This is a genomic window from uncultured Gordonia sp. (assembly GCF_937858515.1).
In the GTDB taxonomy this organism is placed as follows: Bacteria; Actinomycetota; Actinomycetes; order Mycobacteriales; family Mycobacteriaceae; genus Gordonia.
In genome coordinates this window covers 55,093-78,138 of record NZ_CALLZT010000169.1, presented here as the reverse complement: position 1 = coordinate 78,138, position 23,046 = coordinate 55,093, and the positions used below count along the sequence as shown (strand labels likewise).

At 66.7% G+C, this 23,046-nt stretch carries 22 protein-coding genes and 1 tRNA gene; 12 read left to right on the top strand and 11 right to left on the bottom strand.

All coding sequences use genetic code 11. The features are described from left to right. The first annotated feature begins 78 nt into the window (after positions 1-78). From Q0627_RS16580 to Q0627_RS16565, 4 genes are all read left to right on the top strand, one after another. The gene (locus Q0627_RS16580; protein WP_291014754.1) at positions 79-354 is read left to right on the top strand and encodes a hypothetical protein; all 276 of its coding nucleotides are present in this window, start codon (positions 79-81) and stop codon (positions 352-354) included. Positions 355-481: 127 nt separating this feature from the next. Further along, positions 482-1,783, top strand: a complete 1,302-nt coding sequence (locus Q0627_RS16575) for an AI-2E family transporter (protein ID WP_291014752.1) — start codon at positions 482-484, stop codon at positions 1,781-1,783. A 32-nt stretch (positions 1,784-1,815) separates the two neighbouring features. Continuing rightward, positions 1,816-2,922: a redox-regulated ATPase YchF gene (gene ychF / locus Q0627_RS16570; protein WP_291014749.1), complete on the top strand. Its 1,107-nt coding sequence runs from the start codon at positions 1,816-1,818 to the stop codon at positions 2,920-2,922. 493 nt (positions 2,923-3,415) lie between these two features. Next, the gene (locus tag Q0627_RS16565) at positions 3,416-4,048 is read left to right on the top strand and encodes a hypothetical protein (RefSeq protein ID WP_291014747.1); all 633 of its coding nucleotides are present in this window, start codon (positions 3,416-3,418) and stop codon (positions 4,046-4,048) included. 16 nt (positions 4,049-4,064) lie between these two features. Here the strand turns inward: Q0627_RS16565 and Q0627_RS22540 are convergent, their stop codons facing one another. Further along, positions 4,065-4,649 (bottom strand): Scr1 family TA system antitoxin-like transcriptional regulator, encoded by a 585-nt coding sequence (locus Q0627_RS22540; RefSeq protein WP_366851970.1) that lies wholly within the window; start codon positions 4,647-4,649, stop codon positions 4,065-4,067. A 394-nt stretch (positions 4,650-5,043) separates the two neighbouring features. On the opposite strand from Q0627_RS22540, the gene Q0627_RS16555 reads away from it, so the two are divergent. From Q0627_RS16555 to Q0627_RS16540, 4 genes are all read left to right on the top strand, one after another. Then, the gene (locus Q0627_RS16555) at positions 5,044-5,688 is read left to right on the top strand and encodes a DUF4145 domain-containing protein (RefSeq protein WP_291014741.1); all 645 of its coding nucleotides are present in this window, start codon (positions 5,044-5,046) and stop codon (positions 5,686-5,688) included. A gap of 337 nt (positions 5,689-6,025) precedes the next feature. Continuing rightward, positions 6,026-6,088 carry a DUF933 domain-containing protein gene (locus Q0627_RS22535; RefSeq protein ID WP_366851968.1) on the top strand — a complete coding sequence of 21 codons (63 nt, stop codon included), beginning with the start codon at positions 6,026-6,028 and terminating at the stop codon, positions 6,086-6,088. Positions 6,089-6,221: 133 nt separating this feature from the next. Then, on the top strand, positions 6,222-7,262 hold the full coding sequence (locus Q0627_RS16545) for a YhcG family protein (protein WP_291015760.1): 1,041 nt from the start codon (positions 6,222-6,224) through the stop codon (positions 7,260-7,262). Next, on the top strand, positions 7,259-7,414 hold the full coding sequence (locus Q0627_RS16540) for a hypothetical protein (RefSeq protein WP_291015759.1): 156 nt from the start codon (positions 7,259-7,261) through the stop codon (positions 7,412-7,414). Before Q0627_RS16545 ends, Q0627_RS16540 begins: the two co-directional genes overlap by 4 nt. A 26-nt stretch (positions 7,415-7,440) precedes the next feature. Here Q0627_RS16540 and selB read toward each other — a convergent pair whose 3' ends face one another. The 3 genes from selB to Q0627_RS16525 form a co-directional block, all read right to left on the bottom strand. Continuing rightward, a complete protein-coding gene (selB, locus tag Q0627_RS16535; protein WP_291015757.1) occupies positions 7,441-9,222 on the bottom strand; it encodes a selenocysteine-specific translation elongation factor in 1,782 nt (593 codons plus the stop codon). A 3-nt stretch (positions 9,223-9,225) separates the two neighbouring features. After that, entirely contained in the window at positions 9,226-10,530 is a 1,305-nt protein-coding gene (selA, locus tag Q0627_RS16530; RefSeq protein WP_291015765.1) for an L-seryl-tRNA(Sec) selenium transferase, read from the bottom strand. A gap of 40 nt (positions 10,531-10,570) precedes the next feature. Continuing rightward, positions 10,571-10,666: transfer RNA gene (locus Q0627_RS16525), tRNA-Sec, on the bottom strand. A 41-nt stretch (positions 10,667-10,707) separates the two neighbouring features. Between Q0627_RS16525 and selD the strand changes: the two genes are divergently transcribed. Beyond that, on the top strand, positions 10,708-11,718 hold the full coding sequence (selD, locus tag Q0627_RS16520; protein WP_291015763.1) for a selenide, water dikinase SelD: 1,011 nt from the start codon (positions 10,708-10,710) through the stop codon (positions 11,716-11,718). Here selD and nrfD read toward each other — a convergent pair. The 4 genes from nrfD to Q0627_RS16500 all read right to left on the bottom strand — a co-directional run bounded on the left by nrfD (position 11,705) and on the right by Q0627_RS16500 (position 17,709). Next, positions 11,705-12,820 (bottom strand): NrfD/PsrC family molybdoenzyme membrane anchor subunit, encoded by a 1,116-nt coding sequence (nrfD, locus tag Q0627_RS16515; RefSeq protein WP_291015756.1) that lies wholly within the window; start codon positions 12,818-12,820, stop codon positions 11,705-11,707. The two genes, selD and nrfD, sit on opposite strands and share 14 nt — an antisense overlap. Further along, positions 12,817-13,836 carry a 4Fe-4S dicluster domain-containing protein gene (locus Q0627_RS16510; protein ID WP_291015755.1) on the bottom strand — a complete coding sequence of 340 codons (1,020 nt, stop codon included), beginning with the start codon at positions 13,834-13,836 and terminating at the stop codon, positions 12,817-12,819. The genes nrfD and Q0627_RS16510 overlap by 4 nt, the downstream gene beginning before the upstream one ends. Next, positions 13,824-17,030: a formate dehydrogenase-N subunit alpha gene (gene fdnG / locus Q0627_RS16505; protein WP_291015753.1), complete on the bottom strand. Its 3,207-nt coding sequence runs from the start codon at positions 17,028-17,030 to the stop codon at positions 13,824-13,826. The genes Q0627_RS16510 and fdnG overlap by 13 nt, the downstream gene beginning before the upstream one ends. Before the next feature lie 133 nt (positions 17,031-17,163). Continuing rightward, positions 17,164-17,709 carry a TetR/AcrR family transcriptional regulator gene (locus tag Q0627_RS16500; RefSeq protein ID WP_291015752.1) on the bottom strand — a complete coding sequence of 182 codons (546 nt, stop codon included), beginning with the start codon at positions 17,707-17,709 and terminating at the stop codon, positions 17,164-17,166. Between the two features lie 79 nt (positions 17,710-17,788). Between Q0627_RS16500 and Q0627_RS16495 the strand changes: the two genes are divergently transcribed. Continuing rightward, the gene (locus Q0627_RS16495; protein ID WP_291015751.1) at positions 17,789-18,943 is read left to right on the top strand and encodes a zinc-binding dehydrogenase; all 1,155 of its coding nucleotides are present in this window, start codon (positions 17,789-17,791) and stop codon (positions 18,941-18,943) included. Positions 18,944-19,067: 124 nt separating this feature from the next. On the opposite strand, the gene Q0627_RS16490 is transcribed toward Q0627_RS16495, so the two are convergent. After that, the gene (locus Q0627_RS16490; protein WP_291015750.1) at positions 19,068-20,276 is read right to left on the bottom strand and encodes a globin domain-containing protein; all 1,209 of its coding nucleotides are present in this window, start codon (positions 20,274-20,276) and stop codon (positions 19,068-19,070) included. 202 nt (positions 20,277-20,478) lie between these two features. Here Q0627_RS16490 and Q0627_RS16485 point away from each other — a divergent pair, with 202 nt between their 5' ends. After that, complete coding sequence (locus tag Q0627_RS16485; RefSeq protein WP_291015749.1) at positions 20,479-20,706, top strand: hypothetical protein; 228 nt, start codon at positions 20,479-20,481, stop codon at positions 20,704-20,706. Continuing rightward, positions 20,696-21,010 carry a type II toxin-antitoxin system PemK/MazF family toxin gene (locus tag Q0627_RS16480; protein ID WP_291015748.1) on the top strand — a complete coding sequence of 105 codons (315 nt, stop codon included), beginning with the start codon at positions 20,696-20,698 and terminating at the stop codon, positions 21,008-21,010. Before Q0627_RS16485 ends, Q0627_RS16480 begins: the two co-directional genes overlap by 11 nt. A gap of 71 nt (positions 21,011-21,081) precedes the next feature. Here Q0627_RS16480 and Q0627_RS16475 read toward each other — a convergent pair whose 3' ends face one another. Then, entirely contained in the window at positions 21,082-21,765 is a 684-nt protein-coding gene (locus tag Q0627_RS16475) for a class I SAM-dependent methyltransferase (RefSeq protein ID WP_291015747.1), read from the bottom strand. 294 nt (positions 21,766-22,059) lie between these two features. Beyond that, positions 22,060-23,034: a DMT family transporter gene (locus tag Q0627_RS16470; protein ID WP_291015746.1), complete on the bottom strand. Its 975-nt coding sequence runs from the start codon at positions 23,032-23,034 to the stop codon at positions 22,060-22,062. Positions 23,035-23,046 lie beyond the last annotated feature (12 nt).

The following is a 23,046-nucleotide window of genomic DNA, read 5'->3' as shown; positions in this document are numbered from 1 at the left end:
CATGCCGGGTACGACAATCATCGATACCGTTGCAACCACGATGGTGATGTGCATTACACCGCATGTAAGAATGAGGGTATGAGCACACCGTTTCGTCTGGGCGGCACCGATCCGGGAGCCGGAGACGTACCCCTGTCGGAATACCCCGAGTGGGCGCGCGACCTGCTGACCGGCCTCTACGGAGCCGACGCCGTCGACGCCGAGACCCGGCGTGAGGAACGCCTGTCGGCACAGCCGCGTCCTGCCGCCGACGTGACCGCCTCCGCCACCTGCCTTGAACTCGAGGCGATCACCCACCTGGCACGAGCCATCGAAGGCTGGTTCGGCCGCCGCCGCCGCTCCCGGCACTCGTAAGTCCGCGCCGCGCCTGAATCGTTCACTCTTTCTGCCGCCTGTTCCGCCGGTTGAGGCGCGAGGAGCGTAAGCGACGATCCTCTAAACCCCGCAAGATGGCATCGTCCTCTCACCGGATTTCACCGGAATGTGTGAGGATGCGAAGGTGACCGACACACCCGCTGACGCGCAGGCCGACGTGCCCGAGCTGTACCCGACCCGCACCGAGATCATGTTGCGCGGGCTACGATCGACCGCTTTCGTCAGCCTGCAGGTGGTGGCGTGCGCGCTTGGTCTGTGGGTGCTGTTCTGGGTGCTGGGCCAGGCCTGGGTGGTGCTGCTGCCGGTGCTGTTCGCTGTCGTCCTGTGCACGGTGCTGTGGCCGCCGGTCCGCTGGATGCGCGCACATCGCGTACCCCCGGCCGCCGCGGCCGTGGTGATGATGCTGGTCGGTCTCGGCGTGATCGCCGGAATCCTCGCGATCATCGTCCCGTCGATCATCGACCAGGTTCCCGACCTTGCGAGCAAAGCCACCGACGGCATCAACAAGGTGTACGACTGGCTGCAAGGCCCGCCGCTGAACATTGACGACGAGCAGGTCGACAACGTGGTGGCCACCATCATCAAGAAGGTGCAGTCGAGCGCCACGACGATCGCCGCCGGTGTGTTCACCGGTGTCGGTACGGCCACCTCGATGATCGTCACGATGTTCACCACGCTGATCCTGGTGTTCTTCTTCCTCAAGGACGGGCCGAAGTTCGTTCCGTGGCTCGACCGCAGCATCGGCCGTCCCGCCGGCTACCACATCGGTGAGGTGCTGCTGCGGATGTGGAACACCCTCGGCGGTTTCATCCGCACCCAGGCGCTGGTCAGTTTCATCGACGCCTTCTTCATCGGCGCAGGCCTGTTGATCCTGCAGGTACCGCTGGCCGGGGTGCTGACGGTGATCACCTTCATGGGCGGCTTCATTCCCATCGTCGGCGCATTCGTCGCCGGTGCGCTGGCCGTGCTGATCGCGCTGGTTACCAACGGCATGACCACCGCCCTGATCGTGCTGGGCATCATCCTGGCGGTGCAGCAGTTGGAGGGCAACGTGTTGCAGCCGTGGCTGCAGGCCAAGTCGATGGATCTGCACGCGGTGGTGGTGTTGCTCGCGGTGACCCTCGGCGGCACGCTGTTCGGTATCACCGGCGCCTTCCTGGCGGTGCCCGCCGCGGCGTGCATCGCGGTTACGTTGCGGTACCTCAACGAGCAGATCGCGGATCGGGCGGGGGAGACGCTGCCGCCGGTGGGCGCCCCGATCACCGAGGCGATCGGCGAAGACTACGAGCTGACGCCCGACGATGACGGGCCCTCCGGCGAGGATGACGACTCCGGCGCCGACGCGGACGTTCCCGCGGGTTCCGGCGGTTCAGCCGGAAAGCCGGAGTCCGGGGAGGACGGCGGGTAGCCGGTCCGCAGCGCCCGATAGACTGACCCCCCGTGAGCCTCACCCTCGGGATCGTCGGTCTGCCCAACGTCGGCAAGTCCACCCTTTTCAACGCCCTGACCCGTAACGACGTCCTCGCCGCGAACTATCCGTTCGCGACGATCGAACCGAACATCGGTGTCGTCGAATTGCCCGACGTCCGCCTGACCAGGCTCGCCGAGATCTTCGGTTCGGTGCGGATCCTGCCGGCGACGGTGTCGTTCGTCGACATCGCCGGCATCGTCAAGGGCGCCTCGGAGGGCGAGGGGATGGGCAACCAGTTCCTGGCCAACATCCGCGAGGCCGACGCCATCTGCCAGGTGGTGCGCGTGTTCGCCGACGACGACGTGGTGCACGTCGACGGCCGCGTCGACCCGCTCGCCGACATCGAGGTCATCGAGACCGAATTGATCCTCGCCGACATGCAGACCCTGGAGAAGGCGATCCCGCGACTGGAGAAGGAGGCGAAGAAGAACAAGGACCTGGCCGCCGAACTGACCGCCGCCAAGCAGGCCCAGGAACTCCTGAACTCGGGCAAAACCCTGTTCTCCCAGCATGATTCGTTCGATCTCTCGTCAGTGCGCAGCCTGCACCTGATGACCGCGAAACCGTTCCTGTACGTCTTCAACGCCGACGAATCGGTCCTCACCGACGACGCCAAGAAGGCCGAACTCCTCGCCGCGATCGCCCCCGCCGATGGCGTTTTCCTCGACGCCAAGGTCGAATCCGAACTCCTCGAACTCGACGAGGAAGACGCCCAGGAACTCCTGGACTCCATCGGCCAGACCGAACCCGGCCTACGCTCCCTGGCCCGCGCCGGCTTCCACACGCTCGGTCTGCAGACCTACCTCACCGCCGGCCCGAAAGAGGCCCGCGCCTGGACCATCCACCAGGGCGACACCGCCCCCAGGGCCGCCGGTGTCATCCACACCGACTTCGAAAAAGGCTTCATCAAAGCCGAAATCGTCTCCTTCGACGACCTCGACACCAACGGCTCCATGGCCGCCGCCAAGGCCGCCGGCAAGGTCCGGATGGAAGGCAAGGACTACATCATGAAAGACGGCGACGTCGTGGAGTTCCGTTTTCAAACAACATCAGGCGGCAAAGCCGCTGCCAAGTAGGCGGACTGCGCGGGTGCTGGGCAACTGTTGACCTTACGAAACGAGGTGCGGCATGACGTCCGTTCCACTATCTCCACGTCCGCTTAGTCAGTTCATTCACGTACCGGACATGCGATACAACAATCGCTATTTCGGACCCGATTCCGATGATGACTGCCCGTGCGGGTCACGGCGTCGTGCTCGCAGCTGCCATCGCGCCCGTGACCAATCCTGGGTTGCGCAACCCCCTCGACCCCTCGTCACCGGCCCCAGGACCGGTTATGCCAACCCGGACTGCTATGGGAATGTGAGCGCGGACTGCTCTCGGGATACCACACGTGAACACTGGCTTAGTGCCGAGACGCTGCGGCACATCGCGGCCGATGGAAGTGTCGTCAGAGTGGGCAACGCGGCGTGGCTGGGTGAACGGCCATATGCCGACGTGGGGGTCAACTCTCTGTCCTCTCGGATACTCTGTGGACGACATAACGGAGCGCTGAGTCATCTCGATACCGTGGCGTCGGCATTCTTCCAGGCTTTTCGGGATGAACAAGCCGAGATGATGCTGCATCGCGAGACCGATACTGAGTTCCGTTGCGCGTTTGCCGTGCTGAACGGTCCAACTCTGCAACTCTGGCTGCTCAAGGTGTTATGGGGTGCGCTCGTTTCCGGTCTCGCAACGGTCGATGGGCGGATTGCCAACCGATTCAGGCTCGGTGTCGATTCGGCGCAGCTGGCGGAGATTCTGTGGAGAGGAGCGGCGTGGCCCATTACCTGGGCGTTCTACATGTTCCCCCGTAGTTTCGAGGGGCCGGTACGCATGAACTCGGCCGGACTCCGATTCATCAATGTTGGACCCGAGATCGTAGGTGGCACCGTGAAACTCAGCGGGTTCGACTTTTGCCTCGCATTTGAGCGCCCGCACGTTCCTTTTATTCGCCAGCCTGGCGCAATAATATTGCAGCGCAAAGGCTTCAGACACTGGAAGATGTTCGCGTTCTGCTGGCCAGACGAAGGACATCAACCAATACATGCGGGATGTAAGGTGCCCCCCGGTGCGGATGTCTACGAACGCCCCGAGTGTCGTCCAGGTGGCGGTGTAATCGACCTTTCTCAGCTAAGGCATACCCGCTCCACGCTTGACTAACGTGCGATTCACCCATTTAGCGAAGATGAGCGGTGACCCCTTCACGATCACGATGCAATGGGTCACGCATGTGCGCCGCTCCGGCGCTCCTCGGACGAGCGCTCGGGTGGCGTCGCAGTAGGCGGCTTGATCGGCGACCAGAGGCGAAGGTCTTCTCGTGCAAAGCGATCTCCGATCCGGCGGCCGGGTGATTGTCAGTTCGGTGATGGCGATCTCGGTGAGCACCTCGTTGCGGTCGCACACGATGACGTTCGTCGTAGGGGCCGCGGTGCGCGGCATCCGGGGTGATCACACCGAGCCGGACGTTCGGGCGGTCCAGTTCGCCGCGGAGGTGTTCGAGCTGCGCCGCCATCACCGCGCCGTCGCCGACTGTCCGGTGCAGCGCCGCTTCGCCGATCAGGATGTGGAAGCGGTGCCCGCCGCGCTGCAGGACGAGCTGGCGGACAATCCGCATGTGGACGGCCTCGTCCAGGTCGTCACGTCCACCGGTGATCGCGGTGCAGGCGTGCAGGATTGCGTGGGCGTAGTCCCGCTCAGAATCGCGGCGATGCAGTCGTGCTGTTGACCGGTGAGTGACGGCGCGGGCGTCTACCAACCTCACGATGAAGTCGGCGTACGGGGGTGCGTGGATCGGCCACCGGAGGAAGGCCAGCTCGGGCTCTGCCTCCAACGCGTCGAGGTCGCCGGGATTGACCCGGATCAACTGCCCACGCGTATGGACGGAAAGGTTCCGTCAGCGACGCGGCGCTGAATGGTGGTGTAGCTGCAACCAAGGTCGCGGCGGTGCGGCTTTCATGCTGACGAGACGGCAAGGATGGGACATGGAACACGCTCCACGCTGGATATCGAAGTCCCGTAGTCAGCGGGGTGCGAGCGCGAGCGCGGGTGCGTGTGTGGGCGGCACCGGGACATCTAGTGATGCCGTGACGGTAGCTCAGAGCAGTGGATACAGTCAGACGACGGCACCGTGCCGCGCATGGGAGAGGTGGGTTAATGTGGCCGAGCAACGCGGGCCTGTAGAGGACGACGATATCCGCGCGTTCATCTGCCCGAGCTGCTCCCAAGTCGCAAGCAGTCGCGTCATCGGCAGGTTCGTGCAGAACGTATCGTGGGAGCCGCCGGCCGAGTTCGCGCTTCTTGCGTGCAGCTCGGCGGAGTGCCAAGCTCCCGTCGTACAAGTCCGCGAGGATTTCGGCGGAGGGTACGAGTTGGATACACCTGGCATCTACTTCCCGACGCCGCGCCGCCTCAACCCTGCCATCCCCGAAGAGCTGCGAGCAGAGTTCAGCGAGGCCCGGACTTGCTTTGACGCGAAGGCGTACCGGGCGAGCGTGATGATGGCCCGGCACGCGCTGGAGCGGACCTGTCACATGAACGGCGCGACCAAGGGGACGCTTCAGACGAAGCTAGAAGCCCTTGAAAAGCAGGGCACCATCAGCGGCGATCTCACGGAATGGGCTGACCTCCTGCGGCTTACGGGCAACGCAGGTTCGCACGATGACGACGACGTGTCACCCGAAGACGCCAAGGACATGCTCGACTTCACTGAAGCACTGCTCAATCACCTCTACGTGCTGCGTGCCCGGTTCGATGAGTTCAAGGCCAGGAGGCAACAGAAGGCCTCCCCGAACAACACCTAATTGGCTGTCTATTCGCGCCAGATGACCTGAACCATCTTGGGGTCGAATACCTTTCAGCCCCGCGTTCCTCGGCGCAGCCCACCGTGCACAGGGTGTCGATCATGGCGCGCTGCGACATCAGGCCCACATCCAGGAAGGCTGCCGAGGGGTTGCCGGTGGCGAGGAGTTCCCCGAGTGCGCTGCCGGTGCGTTGCGTGGACGGCTTCGGTTCGGTGGCTTCGAGTTCGACGCACACGCGGTCGGTCGCGGAGCGGTGGCGCAGCCCGTCGATGATTCCGGCGCCATAGTCGGCGTCGATGGTGGCGAGCCGGGCGCGTAGCGATTCGACCCGTTCGAGATGGAAGGTAAGGACTACATCATGAAAGACGGCGACGTCGTAGAGTTTCGCTTCAACGTCTGATCTGACCACCTCGAAGTCCCGGTCTTGTTCGTCGTGCAGGTTCGTCGGATTGTCGTAGGCACCTGGTATCCCTGAGCTGGCAGGTCGCATCAATGACAGCCGTCCGATGCGTCGGGACATGAAGGGGTGGGCGATGGCTGAACTGGCGCGGTCAGGTGACTCCGGCGATCTGTTCGATCAGGTGTCGGCGCTGATCGAACAGACGCGTGCGGCCGTCGCCACGCAGGCGAACGCGGCGCTGACGCTCATGAACTGGCAGATCGGGCACCTCATTGAGACGGAGGTCCTGGCGGAGCGGCGTGCCGACTACGATCAGGAGATTGTCGCTACGCTGTCACGACAATTGACTAAGCGGTACGGGCGAGGGTTTGACCGCCCCAACCTGTACCGGATGATCAAGTTCGCACAGGTGTTCCCCGACCCTGAGATTGTGGTCTCACTGGGACAACAATTGAGCTGGACCCACTTCAGGGCACTTTTGCCCGTGTACTCGGCCGAGGCGAGAGCCTTCTACATCCAGCAGACGCTCGACGCCCGCCTCAGTGTTCGCGCGCTACGTGAGCTCATCGGGCGCCAAGGATACGAGCGTCGCGAGATCGCAAACGCGCAGACCCCGGGCGGATCAGCGGTGCCGATGGACTCCTTCAGTGATCCGTACTTCCTCGACTTCCTCGGGTTGAAGGACACCTTCGCCGAACGTGACCTCGAAGAGGCGCTGATCCGTGAGATGGAGGTGTTCCTTCTCGAAGTCGGCAACGGCTGGGCGTTCGTTGCACGCCAGAAGCGGATGACCGTCGACAACGACGACTTCTTCCTCGATCTGCTGTTCTACTCACGTCCGCTGCATCGGCTGATCGCCGTCGAACTGAAGATCGGCAAGTTCCGTCCCGCGTACAAGGGGCAGATGGATCTCTACCTCAAGTGGCTCAACCGCTACGAACGCCGCAACGACGAAGATGCACCGCTGGGTCTGATCCTGTGCACCGAGACATCCCGTGAGCAGATCGAGCTGCTGGAAATGCACAAGGACGGCATTGTCGTGGCCGAATACTGGACGGTCCTGCCACCCAAAGAAGAACTGCAGCAACGGATTACCGAGATCTACCGGGCAGCGAAAGAACGGGTTGCGCGGCACGCACTCGACCAGGTCCGTGGCGACGAGGACGACGAATGAGTAAGCCACCCACACTCGCCGACCATCTTGCGGCCCGCGTCGAGAACAAGCGCATCGTGGTGTCGCGCGACCCCGACGGCGTCCTCCTCGACGCCAAGGTGGAATCGGAACTCCTGGACTCGACCGGCCAGACCGAACCCATCAACGTCTGAGAAGTATGGCTCCCTGCCTCCGCAGCTCAGTGCACGATCTGACGATGACAGGCATCGATCCGCCTCGTCCAGCCGCGTGCATCGAGATGTTCCAACAGCGGGATCGCCACCCGCCGAGACGTGTCCAGCGCCTGGCGGGCCTGCGAGGTGGTGAACGGCTGAGGCAATCGCGCGAGTTCACGCATCGCCAGCGCCGGGGTTCGAGGAAGGACCATGACGCCGTCACCGAGGCACAGTAGTCGGCCTGCACGTTGAGCGGCGGCGAGTTCCTTTGTGCCCAGATGCAATTCGGCGAGCTCCTCCGCAGTCGGTGCGACGAACGGCGACTCCGCCAAGCGCCGTTCCACCTCGGAGACCGCCGATTCGGCAGGGCCTAGGTCACCACGATGATCGGGAAGGAACAGCCGGCCGCCCTCGGCCCGCACTCCCGCGCCTGAGATCACCGCCGGCAGCAGCGCCACGTCGGGAAGGGCCAGCAGATCCCGGGCCGCCCCGTCGCTCAGCCCGGCCGAGAGCGGGTCGCGCCCGTGCAATGCCACCACGGCCCCGCGCAGGCGGGCCTGCCAGTCGTCGAGTTGCTGCTGCGACACCCACCAGCGGCCGACCTCCTCGACTCCGTCGGGCAGTGCGTCGACGGCGAATCCCGACTCCGCCAACCGGTTGCGCTCGACGGCGCCGCGGCGCGCCACTTCCTCACCCACAGCCGAGTCATTGTCGCGAAAGGCCAGATCCTCGCCGCGCCGCACGCCGTCCCCGCGGCGGCGCAGCGGCGGCGGATCCAGGTCGAGCACCCGGGCGCCGCCGACGATCCGGCCCGCTCCGGGATCGCGCAGCACCAGTTGGTCGCCGACATGCAACGGGAGCGGTGAGGCAAGCGTCAGACGATGGTGGTCGTCGTCGAACGATCGTGACCGCGCCGGAACGGCGGCCGACCCGGCATGCACGGTGAGCCATTCGGGAACGGAACCGCCGCCGGACGTCCTGCGCACATCGATCAGTGGCACACGCACGACGGTCCCCGGTGTCACCAGCGCGTCCCCGCGGTGCACGTCGTCGGCGCTCACACCCCGGACATTCACGGCGACACGGCTGACGGGTCCGGCCACGTCGCAGTCGCGTCCGTGGGTCTGCAGGCCGCGCACCGTGACCTCGCGGGTCCGGGTTCCGCCGAGCAGTTCCAGCCGGTCGCCCGCCGTCAGCGTTCCCGCCGGCAGAGTTCCGGTGAGGACTGTGCCCGCACCGGTGATGGTGAAGGCCCGATCCACCCAGAGCCGGACCGGCCCGTCGGCACGCGGCGTCGGGAGAGCACCCAGGACCGCGTCGAGGGTCGTCGCGAACTCGACAATCCCGGTACCCGCGACAGCCGACACCACGACCACCGGTGCCTCGGCCAGCCCCGTATCCGACAGTTCACGTCGGGTCTGCGCGATCACCTCCGCGACCCGTTCCGGAGCCGCCCGGTCGGCGCGACTGATCACGACCAACCCGTGCGAGATCCCCAGTGCGGCAATCGCATCCCGGTGATCGGACGACTGTGCCATCCAGCCTTCGTCGGCTGCGATCACGAAGCAGACGACAGGCGAGGGGCCGAGTCCGGCGAGCATGTTGCCCACGAACCGTTCGTGCCCGGGCACATCGACAAAGCCGACCTCGCGTCCGGACGGCAGCGTGGTCCAGACGAAACCGAGATCGATCGTCAGACCGCGGCGACGCTCGGCCTCCCATCGATCCGGTTCCATCCCGGTCAGTGTTTTCACCAGCGTCGACTTCCCGTGATCGACGTGACCGGCGGTGGCGACGACGTACACGGGTCAGAGCCCGCGCAGCGCGGTCCGCACGGCCTGGAGGAGGTGGTGATCGTCCGCCTCCGGCACGCACCGCAGATCAATCAGGGTGGCACCGTCGTGCACCCGCGGCAGCACTGCGGGTGAGCCGAGTCGCAGCGGCCGGGCCGCCGCTTCGGGCAATCGCACCGCACACGCGTGCAGCGGAACACCCGGTGCTCCGCCGCCACCGACCCGGCCGTCGTGATCGACCACCGTTCCGCCGACGGCCGCTGCGAGCGCCTCGGTGCGTTCGCGCAGCCGCGCCGGGTCCGCATGCAGATAGTCGGTGACCGGCGGCCGTGGGCCGGACAGCGTCGCCTCCAGTGCTGCCAATGCCAGTTTGTCCATCCGGACCGCACGCGCCAGCGGATGGCGAGCCATCGACAGCACCGTCTGCGCGCGGCCGAGCACGATGCCGGCCTGCGGGCCGCCGAGCAGTTTGTCGCCGCTGGCGGTGATCACGTCGGCGCCGTCGGCCAGCGTGGTGGCGGCGTCCGGTTCGTCGGGCAGCACCGGGTCGGGTGCGAGCAGTCCGCTGCCGAGATCGACGACGAGGGGAACGCCATGTTCTGCGCTCAGTGCGGACAGCTCGCGGACCGAGACGCCTGAGGTGAAGCCGGTGACGCGGAAGTTGCTGGGGTGCACCTTGAGTATGCAACCGGTGTCCGGGCCGATCGCCGCGGCATAGTCGTGCAGGTGCGTGCGGTTGGTGGTCCCCACCTCGCGCAACCGCGCCCCGGTCGAGGCGATCAGATCCGGCAGGCGGAATCCCGCGCCGATCTCGATCAGCTCGCCGCGCGATATCACCACCTCGCGGCCGGCCGCCAGTGTCGTGGTCGCCAGCACGAGCGCCGCGGCGCCGTTGTTGACGGCGAGTGCTTCTTCGGCCGCCGGGCAGGCCGCCAGCAGCGCGGCCCGCGTGCCTCGCCCACGTTTGCTGCGCGTGCCGGTGTCCAGATCCAGTTCGACGTCCACGTAGCCGGCCGCCAGGATCAGCGCCTCCACCGCAACCGGCGAGAGCGGTGCACGCCCCAGGTTGGTGTGCACGACGACTCCGGTTGCGTTGAGAACCGGGGTCTGGGTGGAGGTCGTTGCCGCCGCCAGTTCGGCGACGACGACGGCCTCGACCTCCTCCGGTGAGATCTCCCCGGCTCGCGCACGTTCCTGCGCCGAGCGGATCACCGACATGATCACGTGGCCGGCCACCCGCGAGCGTGCGCCGGCCACCTCGGGCAAGGCGAGCAGTGTATCGGTGCGGGGAATGTGGCGCCGTGAATCCTGTTGCTGCACAGCGTCATCCACCGCAGAACTCCTCCTGTGACCGGAAAGCTGGCGGAGACGGACGGGAATCGAACCCGCCAGACCGAGATACTCGGCCTCACTGGTTTTGAAGACCAGGGGACCCACCAGGAATCCAGACGCCTCCGCCGCTCACAATAGCCGCCTATCCTCTGGAGGGTGACTGAGATGCCCAGCGAACTCCGACGCCTCACCTCCTACGCTCACGGCGGAGGCTGTGCGTGCAAGATTCCCGCCGGGGAGCTGGAGGATGCGATCCGAGACCTCATCGGACCCGCGGCCCCCGATGTTCTGGTCGGACTGGACGACGGCGATGACGCCGCCGCGGTCCGGGTCGCCGACGGCCTCGCGGTGCTCTCGACCGCCGACTTCTTCACCCCGGTCGTCGACTCGCCCTACGACTGGGGCCGGATCGCCGCCGCCAACGCGCTGTCGGATGTGTACGCGATGGGCGGCCGGCCGGTCGTCGCAATCAATCTGGTCGGCTGGCCGCGCGGAGTCCTGCCGATGGAGATGATGACCGAGGTGCTCCGCGGCGGTCTCGATGTCGGGGCGGAGGCCGGCTGTCCGGTGATCGGCGGACACACCATCGACGACCCGGAGCCGAAATACGGCATGGCGGTGACCGGCATCGCCGACCCCGACAGGTTGCTGCGCAACGATGCGGCGCAGGCCGGGCTGCCCCTCACCCTGACCAAGCCGATCGGTGTCGGACTGCTCAACAATCGGCACAAGAGCACCGGTGAGAACTTCCCGCAGGCAATCGCCTCGATGACCGCACTCAACCGGGATGCCTCCGCCGCCGCGCTCGGCGCCGGGGCCCGCGCCGCCACCGACGTGACCGGTTTCGGTCTTCTGGGACACCTGTACAAGATGTGCCGGGCCTCCGGTGTCAGCGCGGTGATCGATGCCGCCGCCGTCCCGGTGCTCGACGGCGCACGGGAGGCGCTGCGCGACGGGTTCGTCTCCGGCGGCACGCGCCGCAACCTCGACTGGGTACGCCCGCACCTGGTGACCGGCACCGGGATCACCGAGGACCACCTGCTCCTCCTGGCCGATGCCCAGACCTCGGGCGGTCTGCTCGTCGCCGGCGAGGTTCCCGGCTACCCGATCATCGGCCACCTGACTGCCGCCGAGCCTTCCGCGCCGGGGGAGCCGGCGATCCTCACAATCCGATGATCGAGTCGTCGGTGATCCCGGCCGCACGCCGGGCTTCGAGTCGCCGGCGCTGCGGCTCCATCGTGTAGCGCGGGTCCTTCGCCGACTCAAGCCCGGCCTCGAAGACCCCGAAGCGGGTGCAGGCCGAGGCCGCCATCAGGGTGATACCGGACGCTGCGGCGAGGAGCCGTCGTGCCCGGCCGCTCCGCCCACCGAACAGCGTCGCACCCAGACCCCCGGCGACGGCGAGCCGCTCGGCCCAGCGCATCAGGTTGCCCGGTGTGCCATGGTGCAGGGGTTCGGCGGCCACCGGATCCATCCGCTTCTCCATCAGACGGGTGGCGACGACGTCGCCGATCACCCCCAGCACCGCCAGGTTGCGGGCCGGGCCCACCTCGTTCGCCGGTGTGGTGACCAGCGCCAGGCCGCCCGCGGCCAGGCTTGCCGAACTGACGAAGACGAAAGGCAGATCGCGGTGCGCGGCATGCCAGGTCGGCATGGCGGTGTCCCCGAGCAGTACCGCCGTGTACGCGGCCAGCGGCGCGCCCATCAGACCTGCGCCGAGCCCGGACACCGGTTCCACGGCCCGCAGCACCGGCCGCAACGGACCGAGCGGCAGCCGGTCGCCGGTCATCCGGTCCACCTCGCCGACGGCGGCGACGCCGACGAGTCCGCTGTACCCCGTCAGAATCCAGGAGCCGACACTCATCGGCGAGGTGACCTTGAAGGTGCGCATCATGTGCAGGAAGCGTTCGGGGCGGCCGAGGTCCGCCACCAGCGCAAGGGCGCCGAGCGACGCGGCACCCAGCCCTGCGAGACGGGTGTTGCGGCGCAACGTCTCCCGGCCGGTGAGCTGAGCGCCGGCCCCCAGCACCGCGGATCCGCCGGCCACACCGCCGAGGAACAGATACAGGCCGATCGGCCACTCCCACGGCGGCGCCTTCACCACCGGACGGCCGTAGTAGCCGTGCTCGTCGAGTTCGGCCACCTCCACCGTCGGCACCATCAGATCGGCGGCCCGGCCGGATCCCTTGCGGCCGTTGTCCTTGCGGCCGTTGTCCTTCCGGCCGCCTCGACGCTCCGGCCGAGGCGGCCGGAACTGGTCGTACTCGGAGCTGGTCATCGACGCCGGTCCTTCCACGAACCCAGGAACGAGACGGCCGCCGCTGCGGCCATTCCGGCCACCGCGAGCCCGGCACGCTTGTACATGGCCGGCAGATCTGCTGTCGGCACCCGCGGGTCCGGCGGAAGTCCGTACACCTCCGGCTCATCGAGCAGCAGGAACACCGAACCGGTGCCGCCCACGCCGTCGTTCTCGTTGGCGCCGTACAGCCGCGCTTCGGTCATGCCGGCCGTGTGCAGCTGCGCCACCCGGTCGTGCGCCTTGGCGACCATCTCCGCCCGATCGCCGAACGAGATCGACGTCGTCGGACAGGTCTTGGCGCAGGCCGGGGTCTCGCTCGCCCGCAGCCGGTCGTAGCAGAGCGTGCACTTCTGCGCGATGCCCCTCTTGGGCACAGCGGGCTGCTCACCTTTGCGCTCTCCGTCGCGAGTGGTCGGTGCGACGGTACCGTCGCTGCGCCGCTCGACCACGCCGAACGGACAGCCCGCCACGCAGGTTCCGCAGCCGTTGCAGATGTCCGACTGCACCACCACGGTCCCGAACTCGGTGCGCATCATCGCACCGGTCGGACACACGTCCAGGCACCCGGCGTGCGTGCAGTGTTTGCACACGTCCGACGACATCAGCCAGCGGAACTCGGGAGTGTCCGGGGGTGTCGGTGCCGCGGTGGGTTCGGCGGCAGCGGGCTCGGCATCGACGCTCGTGCGCAGCTGCGGCATCCCCAGCCCGACGAGCCGCGCGCCCGATTCACGCGCGGTCTCGATCCGCTCGGCATTCTGCTCGATGAAGGCGACGTGACGCCAGGTGCTGGCGCCCAGGGCCACCGAATTGTCGTACGACATCCCGGTGAATTCCAGGTCGCCGTGGCGCGGATTGCGATTCCACTCCTTGCACGCCACCTCGCAGGCTTTGCAGCCGATACAGATCGAGGTGTCGGTGAAGAAGCCGCGCCGCTCTTCGATGATCGGCCAGGCGGCGTCGGCGCTCGGGTCCGTGGGGCCGGTCAACTGTCCCATTGCCGGTCTCCTTCCTGCACCCGGGGTCCCTCGGCATCGTCGGTCGCGGTCACTCGCTCATTGTCCGTCTCCATGGTGACACCCGCGCGCCGCTGGTATTCGCGAACCAGATCGAGTGCGGCTGCACCCCGCGGACGCCGGCCGGCGATCATCGCGCACGACCCGACCTTGGACTCCTGGATGAACACGTTGGGGTCCATCGTGACACCGATCAGGTCGTTCGCCGCGTCACCGGTGACGACGGCGTCGCCGCCCTGCCCCCAGTGATATGGCAGACCGATCTGGTGGACCGCACGCCCGTTGATGTCGAGCGGCCGCAGCCGGTCGGTGACCAGCACACGCGCCTCGATCGCCGCGCGGGGCGAGATGATCGTCGCCCAGCCCTCGTTGACCACCCCGACCTCTGCGGCCAGGGCCGGTGAGATCTCACAGAACATTTCCGGCTGCAGTTCCGCGAGATACGGCGACCATCGACTCATCCCGCCGGCCGTGTGGTGCTCGGTGAGCCGATAGGTCGTGAAGACGTACGGGTACACCTCCACGCCCGGATCACCGGCGCTGGGCGCGTCCAGATTGTCCGCGCGCGGCATCATCACGCGGGCCGGCGCCTGCTGCTGCGGGTACAGCGCATTGCGTACCGGCGACTCCTGCGCCTCGTAGTGCGTGGGCAGCGGCCCGTCGACCAGCCCGCTCGGCGCGAAGAGCCAGCCCTTGCCGTCGGACTGCATGATGAACGGGTCGTCGCCACCGATCGCGTCGGCGCCGACCGCACCGGGCTCCGGCTGATGGCCGGGCGGGGTCGTCGCCGGGAAGTCGGGAATGTCGTCGCCGGTCCAGCGACCGGCCGCTTCGTCCCACCAGAGGTACTTCTTGCGTTCACTCCACGGACGGCCCTGCCGATCGGCGGAGGCACGGTTGTAGAGGATCCGGCGATCGGCCGGCCACACCCATCCCCACTCCGACTGGGTCACGCTCGGCCCGCCCCGCGGTTCCCGGCGGGCCGCCTTGTTGACGCCGCCGGCGGCGACGCCGGCGTAGATCCAGCAGCCGGCCAAGGTCGAGCCGTCGGCCTTGAGCTGGGTGTACGAGTCCAGCGGGGCGCCCGCGTCGGGTCCCGTCGCATACCGCCCGTTGATCTCGGCGAGCACCGCTTCGGGATCGACGTCACCGTGGTCGTTCAGTGGATAGTCCCAGGTCATATCCAAGATCGGCCGATCACGCGGATCGTCCGAATCAGCCAGCCGCGCCCGGATCCGGGCGCCGAGATCGTGGTAGAAGTCCAGTTCGCTCTGCGCCTCTCCGGGCGGCGACAACGCCTGGTGCCGCCACTGGACCATGCGTTGGGTCTGTGTGAAGCTGCCCGCCTTCTCCACGTGCGTCGCGGCCGGTAGGAAGAACACCTCGGTGCCGATCTCCTCGGTCTTGAGTTCGCCCGACGCGATCTCCGGTCCGTCCTTCCACCAGGTCGCGCTCTCGATCATGTTGAGGTCGCGCACCACGAGCCACTTGAGCTTGGCCATCGCCAGGCGCTGCTGGCGGGCGTTCGCCGAACCGACGGCCGGGTTCTGGCCGATGATGAAATAGCCGTCGACCTTGCCCTCCAGCATGTTCACGACGGTCTGGTAGGTCCCGGCCGGGCCGTTGAGGCGGGGCAGGTAGTCATAGGCCCAGTCGTTCTCCGCAGTCGCCGCATCACCCCACCACGCCTTGAGCAGGCTGACGGTGTAGGCGTCGGCGTATGCCCAGTAGCCCTTGCCGGTGGCCGGGGTGACCGCCCGCACGTAATCGGCGAAGGTGTCGTGCTTGCCCACCGACGGCATCGGCAGATATCCCGGCAGCAGATTGAACAGGGTCGGGATGTCGGTCGACCCCTGGATGCTGGCGTGACCGCGCAGCGCCATGATGCCGCTGCCCGGGCGTCCGACATTGCCCAGCAGAAGTTGCAGGATACCGGCGGTACGGATCACCTGCGCACCCATCGTGTGCTGGGTCCAGCCGGTCGCGTACCCGAAACAGCCGGTGCGTTCGGGGCCGGAATTGTCGGTCAGCGACCGCGCCAGGTAGTCGAAGTCGGCCGCCGAGACGCCACACATCTGCTCGACCATGTCCGGCGTGTAGCGGGCGAAGTGCCGCTTGAGGATCTGGAACACCGACTGCGGATCGGTGAGCGTCTCGTCCCGGCCACCCGTGTACTGCCAGCTGGCTGTGTCATACGTTCCGGTCTCCGGGTCGAAGCCGGAGAACAGCCCGCCGAGGTCTTCGGGGTCGGCGAAATCGGCGTCGATCAGAGCCGCCGCGTTGGTGTACGCGACGACGTAATCGTGGAAGTGCTTGTCGTGGGTCAGCACGTAGTTGATCAACCCACCGAGCAGCACGATGTCCGAACCCACCCGCATCGGGATGTGTTTGTCGACCACCGCCGAGGTACGGGTGAAACGCGGATCGACGTGAATCACGCGTGCACCGCGGGCCTTCGCTTCAGCGACCCACTGGAATCCGACGGGGTGCGCCTCCGCCATGTTGCCGCCCATGAGCACAATGCAGTCGGCATTGGCCATGTCCTGCAGGGACTGGGTGGCACCACCGCGGCCGAACGAGGCTCCCAGACCGGGAACCGTGGCGGAGTGTCATATGCGCGCCTGATTCTCGATCTGGATGGCCCCGGCCGCGGTGAAGAGCTTCTTGATCAGATAGTTCTCTTCGTTGTCCAGCGTGGCGCCGCCCAGCGAGGCGATCCCGAGGGTGTGCCGCAGCGGCCTGCCGTGCTCATCGGTGTCGCGCCAGTGCTCGCGGCGCGCCTGGATGAACCGATCCGCGATCATGTCGATCGCGCTGTCGCGGTCGAGGTCCTGCCAGTCGGTGGCATACGGTGCGCGGTAGCGAACCTTGGTCTGCCGCAAGGGACTGTTGACCAACTGCTCGCTCGATGCGCCCTTCGGACACAGCCGGCCCCGCGAGATCGGCGAATCCTCGTCACCCTCGATGGCGATGACGCGCTCGTCCTTGACGTACACCTTCTGGCCGCATCCGACAGCGCAGAAGGGACAGACGCTCTGGACGACACGATCGGCCGAGACCAACCGGGACTCGAGGGCTTTGGTAAGTGGCGACTCGACGGCAGGACCGCGCCCGAGTTTGTCACCGGAGCGCAGTTGCCGGATGACCGGCCATTCGAGGGGGCTGAACCTCGCCATGCGTCCAGAGTATCCAGCGCGGAACCCTGATCTGCCAGAACGGCGTTTCGACGTCGGATGAGATTGCGGTCGTGCCGCCCGCGCTGCCGGGTCCGTGATTTTCCTTGGCTACGGAACGCCGTCGAGTTCCGCCCTAGTTCTTCGGCTCTGGCATGAGCGGGACGACCAGGTCTACGGCCAGATCGATGGGATCGGTCGAACGCTTCACGCGCGAGATCATGATCGCGCCCTCGATTGCGCTGATCGCTACGAGTGCTGCATCGGCGGCCGCAGATTCGTCGAATCCGGCTTTGACCATCGACTGCGCCAGGAGGCTCGCCCAGTCGTCGACCACTTCCGCCACCACTGGGCCGAGGTCTACGTCGTCGTAGGCATCCAGGGCGGCGGCACCCACCGGGCATCCGGCATGAAAATCGGTCTCGGCCAATTGATGCTTGTAGTACTCGCCGATGCCGCGGATCACGTCGGCGGGGGGAGTTCCGGCTTCGACGGCCGCGCGGAGCAGCGTGCTGACCGAGTCGCCGGCCAGGTGTAGCGCTTCGGTCAGCAGTTCATTGCGCCCGCCGGGGAAGTGGAAGCTGACAGACCCGCGTGGCGCCCCACTGCGGTGCAGCACGGTAGCGATGGTGGTGCCGGCGATGCCGCGCTCACGCATGACCAACGCTGCCGCAGTAATCATGCGTTGTCGAGTGTCTGTCTTGACGCCCATGACGCACCTCCCTAATATGCTATGCAGCATATCATAGTAGGGATAACCGATGCGTGAGCTCACCTTCATCAAAACCGGTCGACTCGAATGGCGTGAACGGCCCGCGCCGGTCATCACCGCGCCGACAGACGCACTGGTCCGGCCGTTTATCGCAAGCCGATGCGACGGCGACACCCTGCCGCTCCACTCGCACGTCTCCCGCCCGATGCAGGCCGGCCTAAAGCTCGGCAAGATCGACCCGGTGATCAGCGGCATCGTCGGCGACGTCCCGTTCCGGGGGCCGTGGGCGATCGGGCACGAGGCCGTTGCCCAGGTCACCGAGATCGGTGCCGAGGTCGACGACCTGGCCGTCGGCGACATCGTGGTGGTTCCGTGGGCGATGGCCTGCGGTTCCTGCTACGAATGCGGGCTCGGCCTGACCGCCAAGTGCTCGACCCTCGGAGTACAGACGCAAGGTAAGACGCTGTCGGCGTACGGCTTCGGCCCCGAATGCGGAACCTGGGGCGGCATGATCGCCGACTGCTTGCGTATCCCGTTCGCCGACTTCAACCTCGTCAAAGTCCCCGATGGCGTCGACCCGCTGCGGGTCGCAGCTGCCGGCGACAACCTCACCGACGCCTGGCGATCCGTAGTGCCGCCGCTCGCGCAACGCCCCGAAGGAAAGGTCCTCGTCATCGGCGGCGGAGGTCAGAGCATCGGCCTCTACGCCGCCGGCCTCGCTGTCGCAAACGGCGCGTCGCAAGTCGACTACCTCGACGACCGAGACGCTCGCCTTGAGGTGGCCGCCGGATTCGGCGCCGTTGTCCGCAAGGTTTCCAAGAACCGCAAACGTTCGCTCATCGGCGCGATCCCGGATCGGTACGACGTCGTCGTCGAAGCATCGTCGAAGCCGCAGGGTCTGCGGGATGCGCTGCGTGCACTGCGGCCGGGTGGGACCTGCACCGGCACCGGCTATTACGTCGACACCGGGACCAAGCTGCCCGTGATGGACATGTACGCGACGAGCGCCACCTTGAACGTCGGTGTCTCGCACGTCCGACCACACCTCCCCGACCTCCTGAGTTTCATTGCGACTACCGGATTCGAAGCCGAACGTGTCACTTCTCTGCTCGCCGACTGGGACGACGCGCCGGAGGCCTACCTCGCCCGCACCACGAAGGTCGTGCTGCAGCGTGACCGTCTGGATGTGGCCGGGCATGCCTGAGTGCTGGCTTCCCGAAGGCTACTGCGCCGGATCGGGGGATTTGCCGATGTCGGGCCCGACGTTCAGGTGCAACCGGTGGTGCCGGTCTTACGAGACCGGCACCACCGGGTGGTGATCGACGTGGTCAGTCGGGGTTCTGCGCCCACAGGTCGGGCCCGAATACCTCGTACTGGATGCGGTCGGCGGGCACACCACGTGCGATGAGCTGGTGCCTGATCGCCTGCATGAAGGGCAGCGGGCCGCACATGAACACCTCGGCGTCGTCGGGCAGTTCGACGTCGCTCAGATCCATGAAGCCGCTTCGCGCGGGGTGCAGCGTTGGAGCCTCGTCCGCACCCTGCTCGTACCAGTTCTGGGCCCTGGCATCGCTCATCGCGAGCACCTGGCGGCGTAGCCCCTGGTAGAGAGCGTGATGGTCGAACGAGGTGTCGGCGTGGAAGAGTCGTACGGTGCGGTCGGGCTGGCGGCGCGAAAGGTCCTCGAGGATCGCGGCGGCCGGGGTGATGCCGATGCCGGCCGAGACCAGCACGATCGGTCGGTCGGAGCCGTCGAGCACCACGTCGCCGGCGGGCTGGGAGACCTTCAGCACGGTGCCGGGTTTGGCATTCTCGTAGAGCCAGCCCGAAACCTGGCCGTCGGGCGCGCCGTTGATGCCGCGCACCCGCTTGATCGTCACCCGCAGGCTGTCGCCGCGAGGTCCCGACGAGATCGTGTACTGGCGGGGCTGGAGCCGCCCGTCCGGCAACTCGACCTGGATCGCGACGTACTGGCCGGTGCGGTGCGCCGGAACGTCGCCTGCGACGGGAGCGAGCAGCAGCGAGAAGACCTCGTCGGCTTCCTCGAAGCGCTCGACCACGCGGTAGTCGCGCCAGGGGTGACCCGGATCGGTGCCGCCGAGCGCATACAGCCGCGCCTCTTCGGCGATCAGCGTGGTGGCGAACAGCCAATAGACCTCGTCCCACGCGGCCCCGACCTCGGGGGTGACGGCGTCGCCGAGCACGGTCTTCACGGCCTTCATCAGGTAGTGCTCGACGATCGTGTACTCGGTGGCCTGGATGCCGAGCGACACGTGCTTGTACGCGATGCGCTGCATCACCGGGGTGAAGTCGGGGGCAGCGGGGTCGATGAGCTGCACCGCGAAGGCGACGACCGAGGCGGCGAGGGCCTTGGGCTGCTCGCCGATCGCCTGGTTGGCGGTGTTGAAGATATTCAGCAGTTCGGGGTGGGCTTCGAACATGTCGGGGTAGAAGGTGGCGGTGATCTGGTCGGCATGTTCGGCCACGACCGCCGCTGTGGCGGTGATGATGGCTTCGGACGCTGGGGACAGTTGCATGACCGTGACTCCTGGGGGCTGATTCGGATGAGGTCGCGCGATGAGCGTGAGTCGATCATGCAATGCAGATGCAACCTGCCGTGGACTTTCCGCAACTTCCATACAGTCCGGTTTGGTAGCCAGGACGAACGCCTTTCGGTGCACCCTCACCGAATCGTGTCGGCCGATGTCTTACGTCTTGTGAGACACTGCACTTATGGCTATGACGATCACCTTCCGTCCCGACGATGACACCAGGCTCGCACTCGAAGAGTTGACGGCCGACGGCACGCCGGTGTCGCGGGTGGTGCGTGATGCTCTCGTCGAGGCCGCGGCCAGGCATGTGAAGGTGCGGCTTCGCACTGAGGCACAGACTCTGGCTGCTGACCCTGACGACTGTGCCGAGGCCGCTCAGGTCCTGCGCGACATGGAGTCCCTGCGTGCGTGGTGACGTCTATCGTCTCCGCGCGCCGCGCGGCACCCGCGGCCACGAACAGCGCGGATCCCGCTACGCGATTGTGGTGCAGTCCGACGATCTCGACGTCCTCTCAACCTGGCTGGTCGCGCCGACGTCGACCTCGGCGCGTCCGGCAACGTTTCGGCCGGGCATCGAGATCGATGGCACCCCGACACGGGTCCTCGTCGAACAGACGAGTGCGGTGGACCCGAGCCGACTCGGCGAGTTGATAGGGCACTTGGGCCTCGATGAACTCCGTGCGGTCGACGCAGCCCTTCGGCTGGTGGTGAGTCTGTAAACAGCGGCGAACGAGTAGACCTCCGCGGCAAGACGGTCGATCGATTCTGAGTGCGAAGCATCAGCCCGGACCTATGCGATTGTTGCTGTGGGTTTGGTCCAGGCGATGGTGTGCCGGAACCCGAGGTGATGCTGCAACTTCGCGCCCGGCATGATCGATCGTGTACCGGCGTCGATCTCGGCGAAGGTCAGTTCCGGGTCCCGCACCGGGAACGGGGGCGGCCACGCCGGTGCCGTTGACGGCCACGGATGCCGCACGAACCCGATGATCGGATTGGTGATCATGGAAGCGGCGTCCCACATACGGTCGGTGACGGATTCCGGCCGCGCGAGACCTACGCAAAGGAACCGCCCACCCGGGTTCAGGATCCTCGCGACCTGTTCCAGCGTCGACCGCAGATCCATATGATGCAGGACGGCGATCATCGTCACCAGGTCGGCGCCTGTCGGCAGGTCTGCGAGGTCCGACAATGTCACCGTCGCATTCGGCAGCCCGGCACACCGGGCGGAACTGACCCGTCGCATGTCGGCGTCGATGTCGACGCCCTGAACCCGGTCGAAGCGTTCGGCGAGCAGTGCGAGGAGTTCGCCGCGGCCGCAGCCCACGTCGATCGCCAGTCCGTGCGCTGCCGGCAGGCGCGTCAGGATCCACGGATGGAAGGCATCGTTGTGATTCCACGGATGCCGACTGTTCAAGCGGCGCAACGCGTCGACAGTGCCCCCAAAGGGGCGCGGAGGTTCTCGTCGGTCATTCATGCCCACGACGATAGGCAGCCGACCGCATCGGAGTGTGTACGTACATTTGTCAGGGGTGGTCAGGAGGCGCCACGCAGACGTAGCGTGATCGCCGGATCGGAACACCCGCAGACGAGGGGATTCTTGATGGATGCGCGGCTACTGCAGCCGGAAAGGTGGGCCGGACATCTCGATCGGTTGCGTGCTGCGTTGCCACCGGATGCGGTGGCGGTGAGCTTCAGCGGGTCGATGAGCCGCGGGCAGCACGGCGGGAGTGAATGGTATGTCGCCGCGGTGCGTCGGCCGATAGCAGTGTCATCGGTGTATTGCCGGCGAAATATCTTCCGTCATTTCGGAGTTGGGGATAGTGCGTCGGCGTCCCACCAGTCCACGGCTGATCGCCACCCCCACCAGCGCCAGCGTTCCGCCGGCGATCCGGACCGCGGTGGGTACCTCGGCCAATAGCAGCCACGACATGACGACGACGATCGCGGGTACTGCCAGCGTCGTCGATGCCATGGCGCCGGCGTCGGTGCGGGCCAACGCATATGCCCAGGTGGTGAAGGCAACCGCGGTGGGTCCCACTCCCAGGTAGATGACGGCGGCCAGGTCGGGCCACGACGCGGCGGCCACCTCGGCGATGGCGGTGGGCGCGAACGGCAGGGTGACCGCGAGTCCGACGGCGGCACCGATGAGGGTGGCCGTCACGGTGTCGACGGTCCGTAGCACCACTTTCTGCAACAGCACCCCGGCCGCGTACAGCATCGCGGCCAGTAGTCCGAACACGATGCCGATCGTATCGGCATGTGCTCCAGCCGATTCCGGTCCGAAGGCAATGAGTGCGATACCGCTCAGCGCCACCGCCGTGCCCAGAGCCAACCGCATCGTGTATCTCTCGGAGAGAAACGCAGCAGCCCCGGCCGCCACGAGGATGGGTGCGAAGTTGACCAGCAGGGAGGCGGTGCCGGCGTCGACATGCTGCTCGGACATGTTGAGCAACACCGTGTATCCGCCGAACCATGCTGCGCCATAAAGGATGACCAGCAGCAGTTCTCGTCCGGTGAGCCTGCCCGAGCGCGCCGGGTCGGCTCGGTGGCGCCGTGCCGTGACCCGCCACACGACGGCGAGTGCGGTCACGCCGGTCACCATTCGCAGCAGTGCCATCGCGCCGGGGGAGAAGACATCGCCGAGGTGGCGGATCACCACGAACGCCGACGCCCAGAGAATGATGGTCGTCGCCGCGGCAAGTGCGGGTAGTGACGTGGTCCGAGAGAATCCGTTCTGGTTCATGTAGTCGATTGT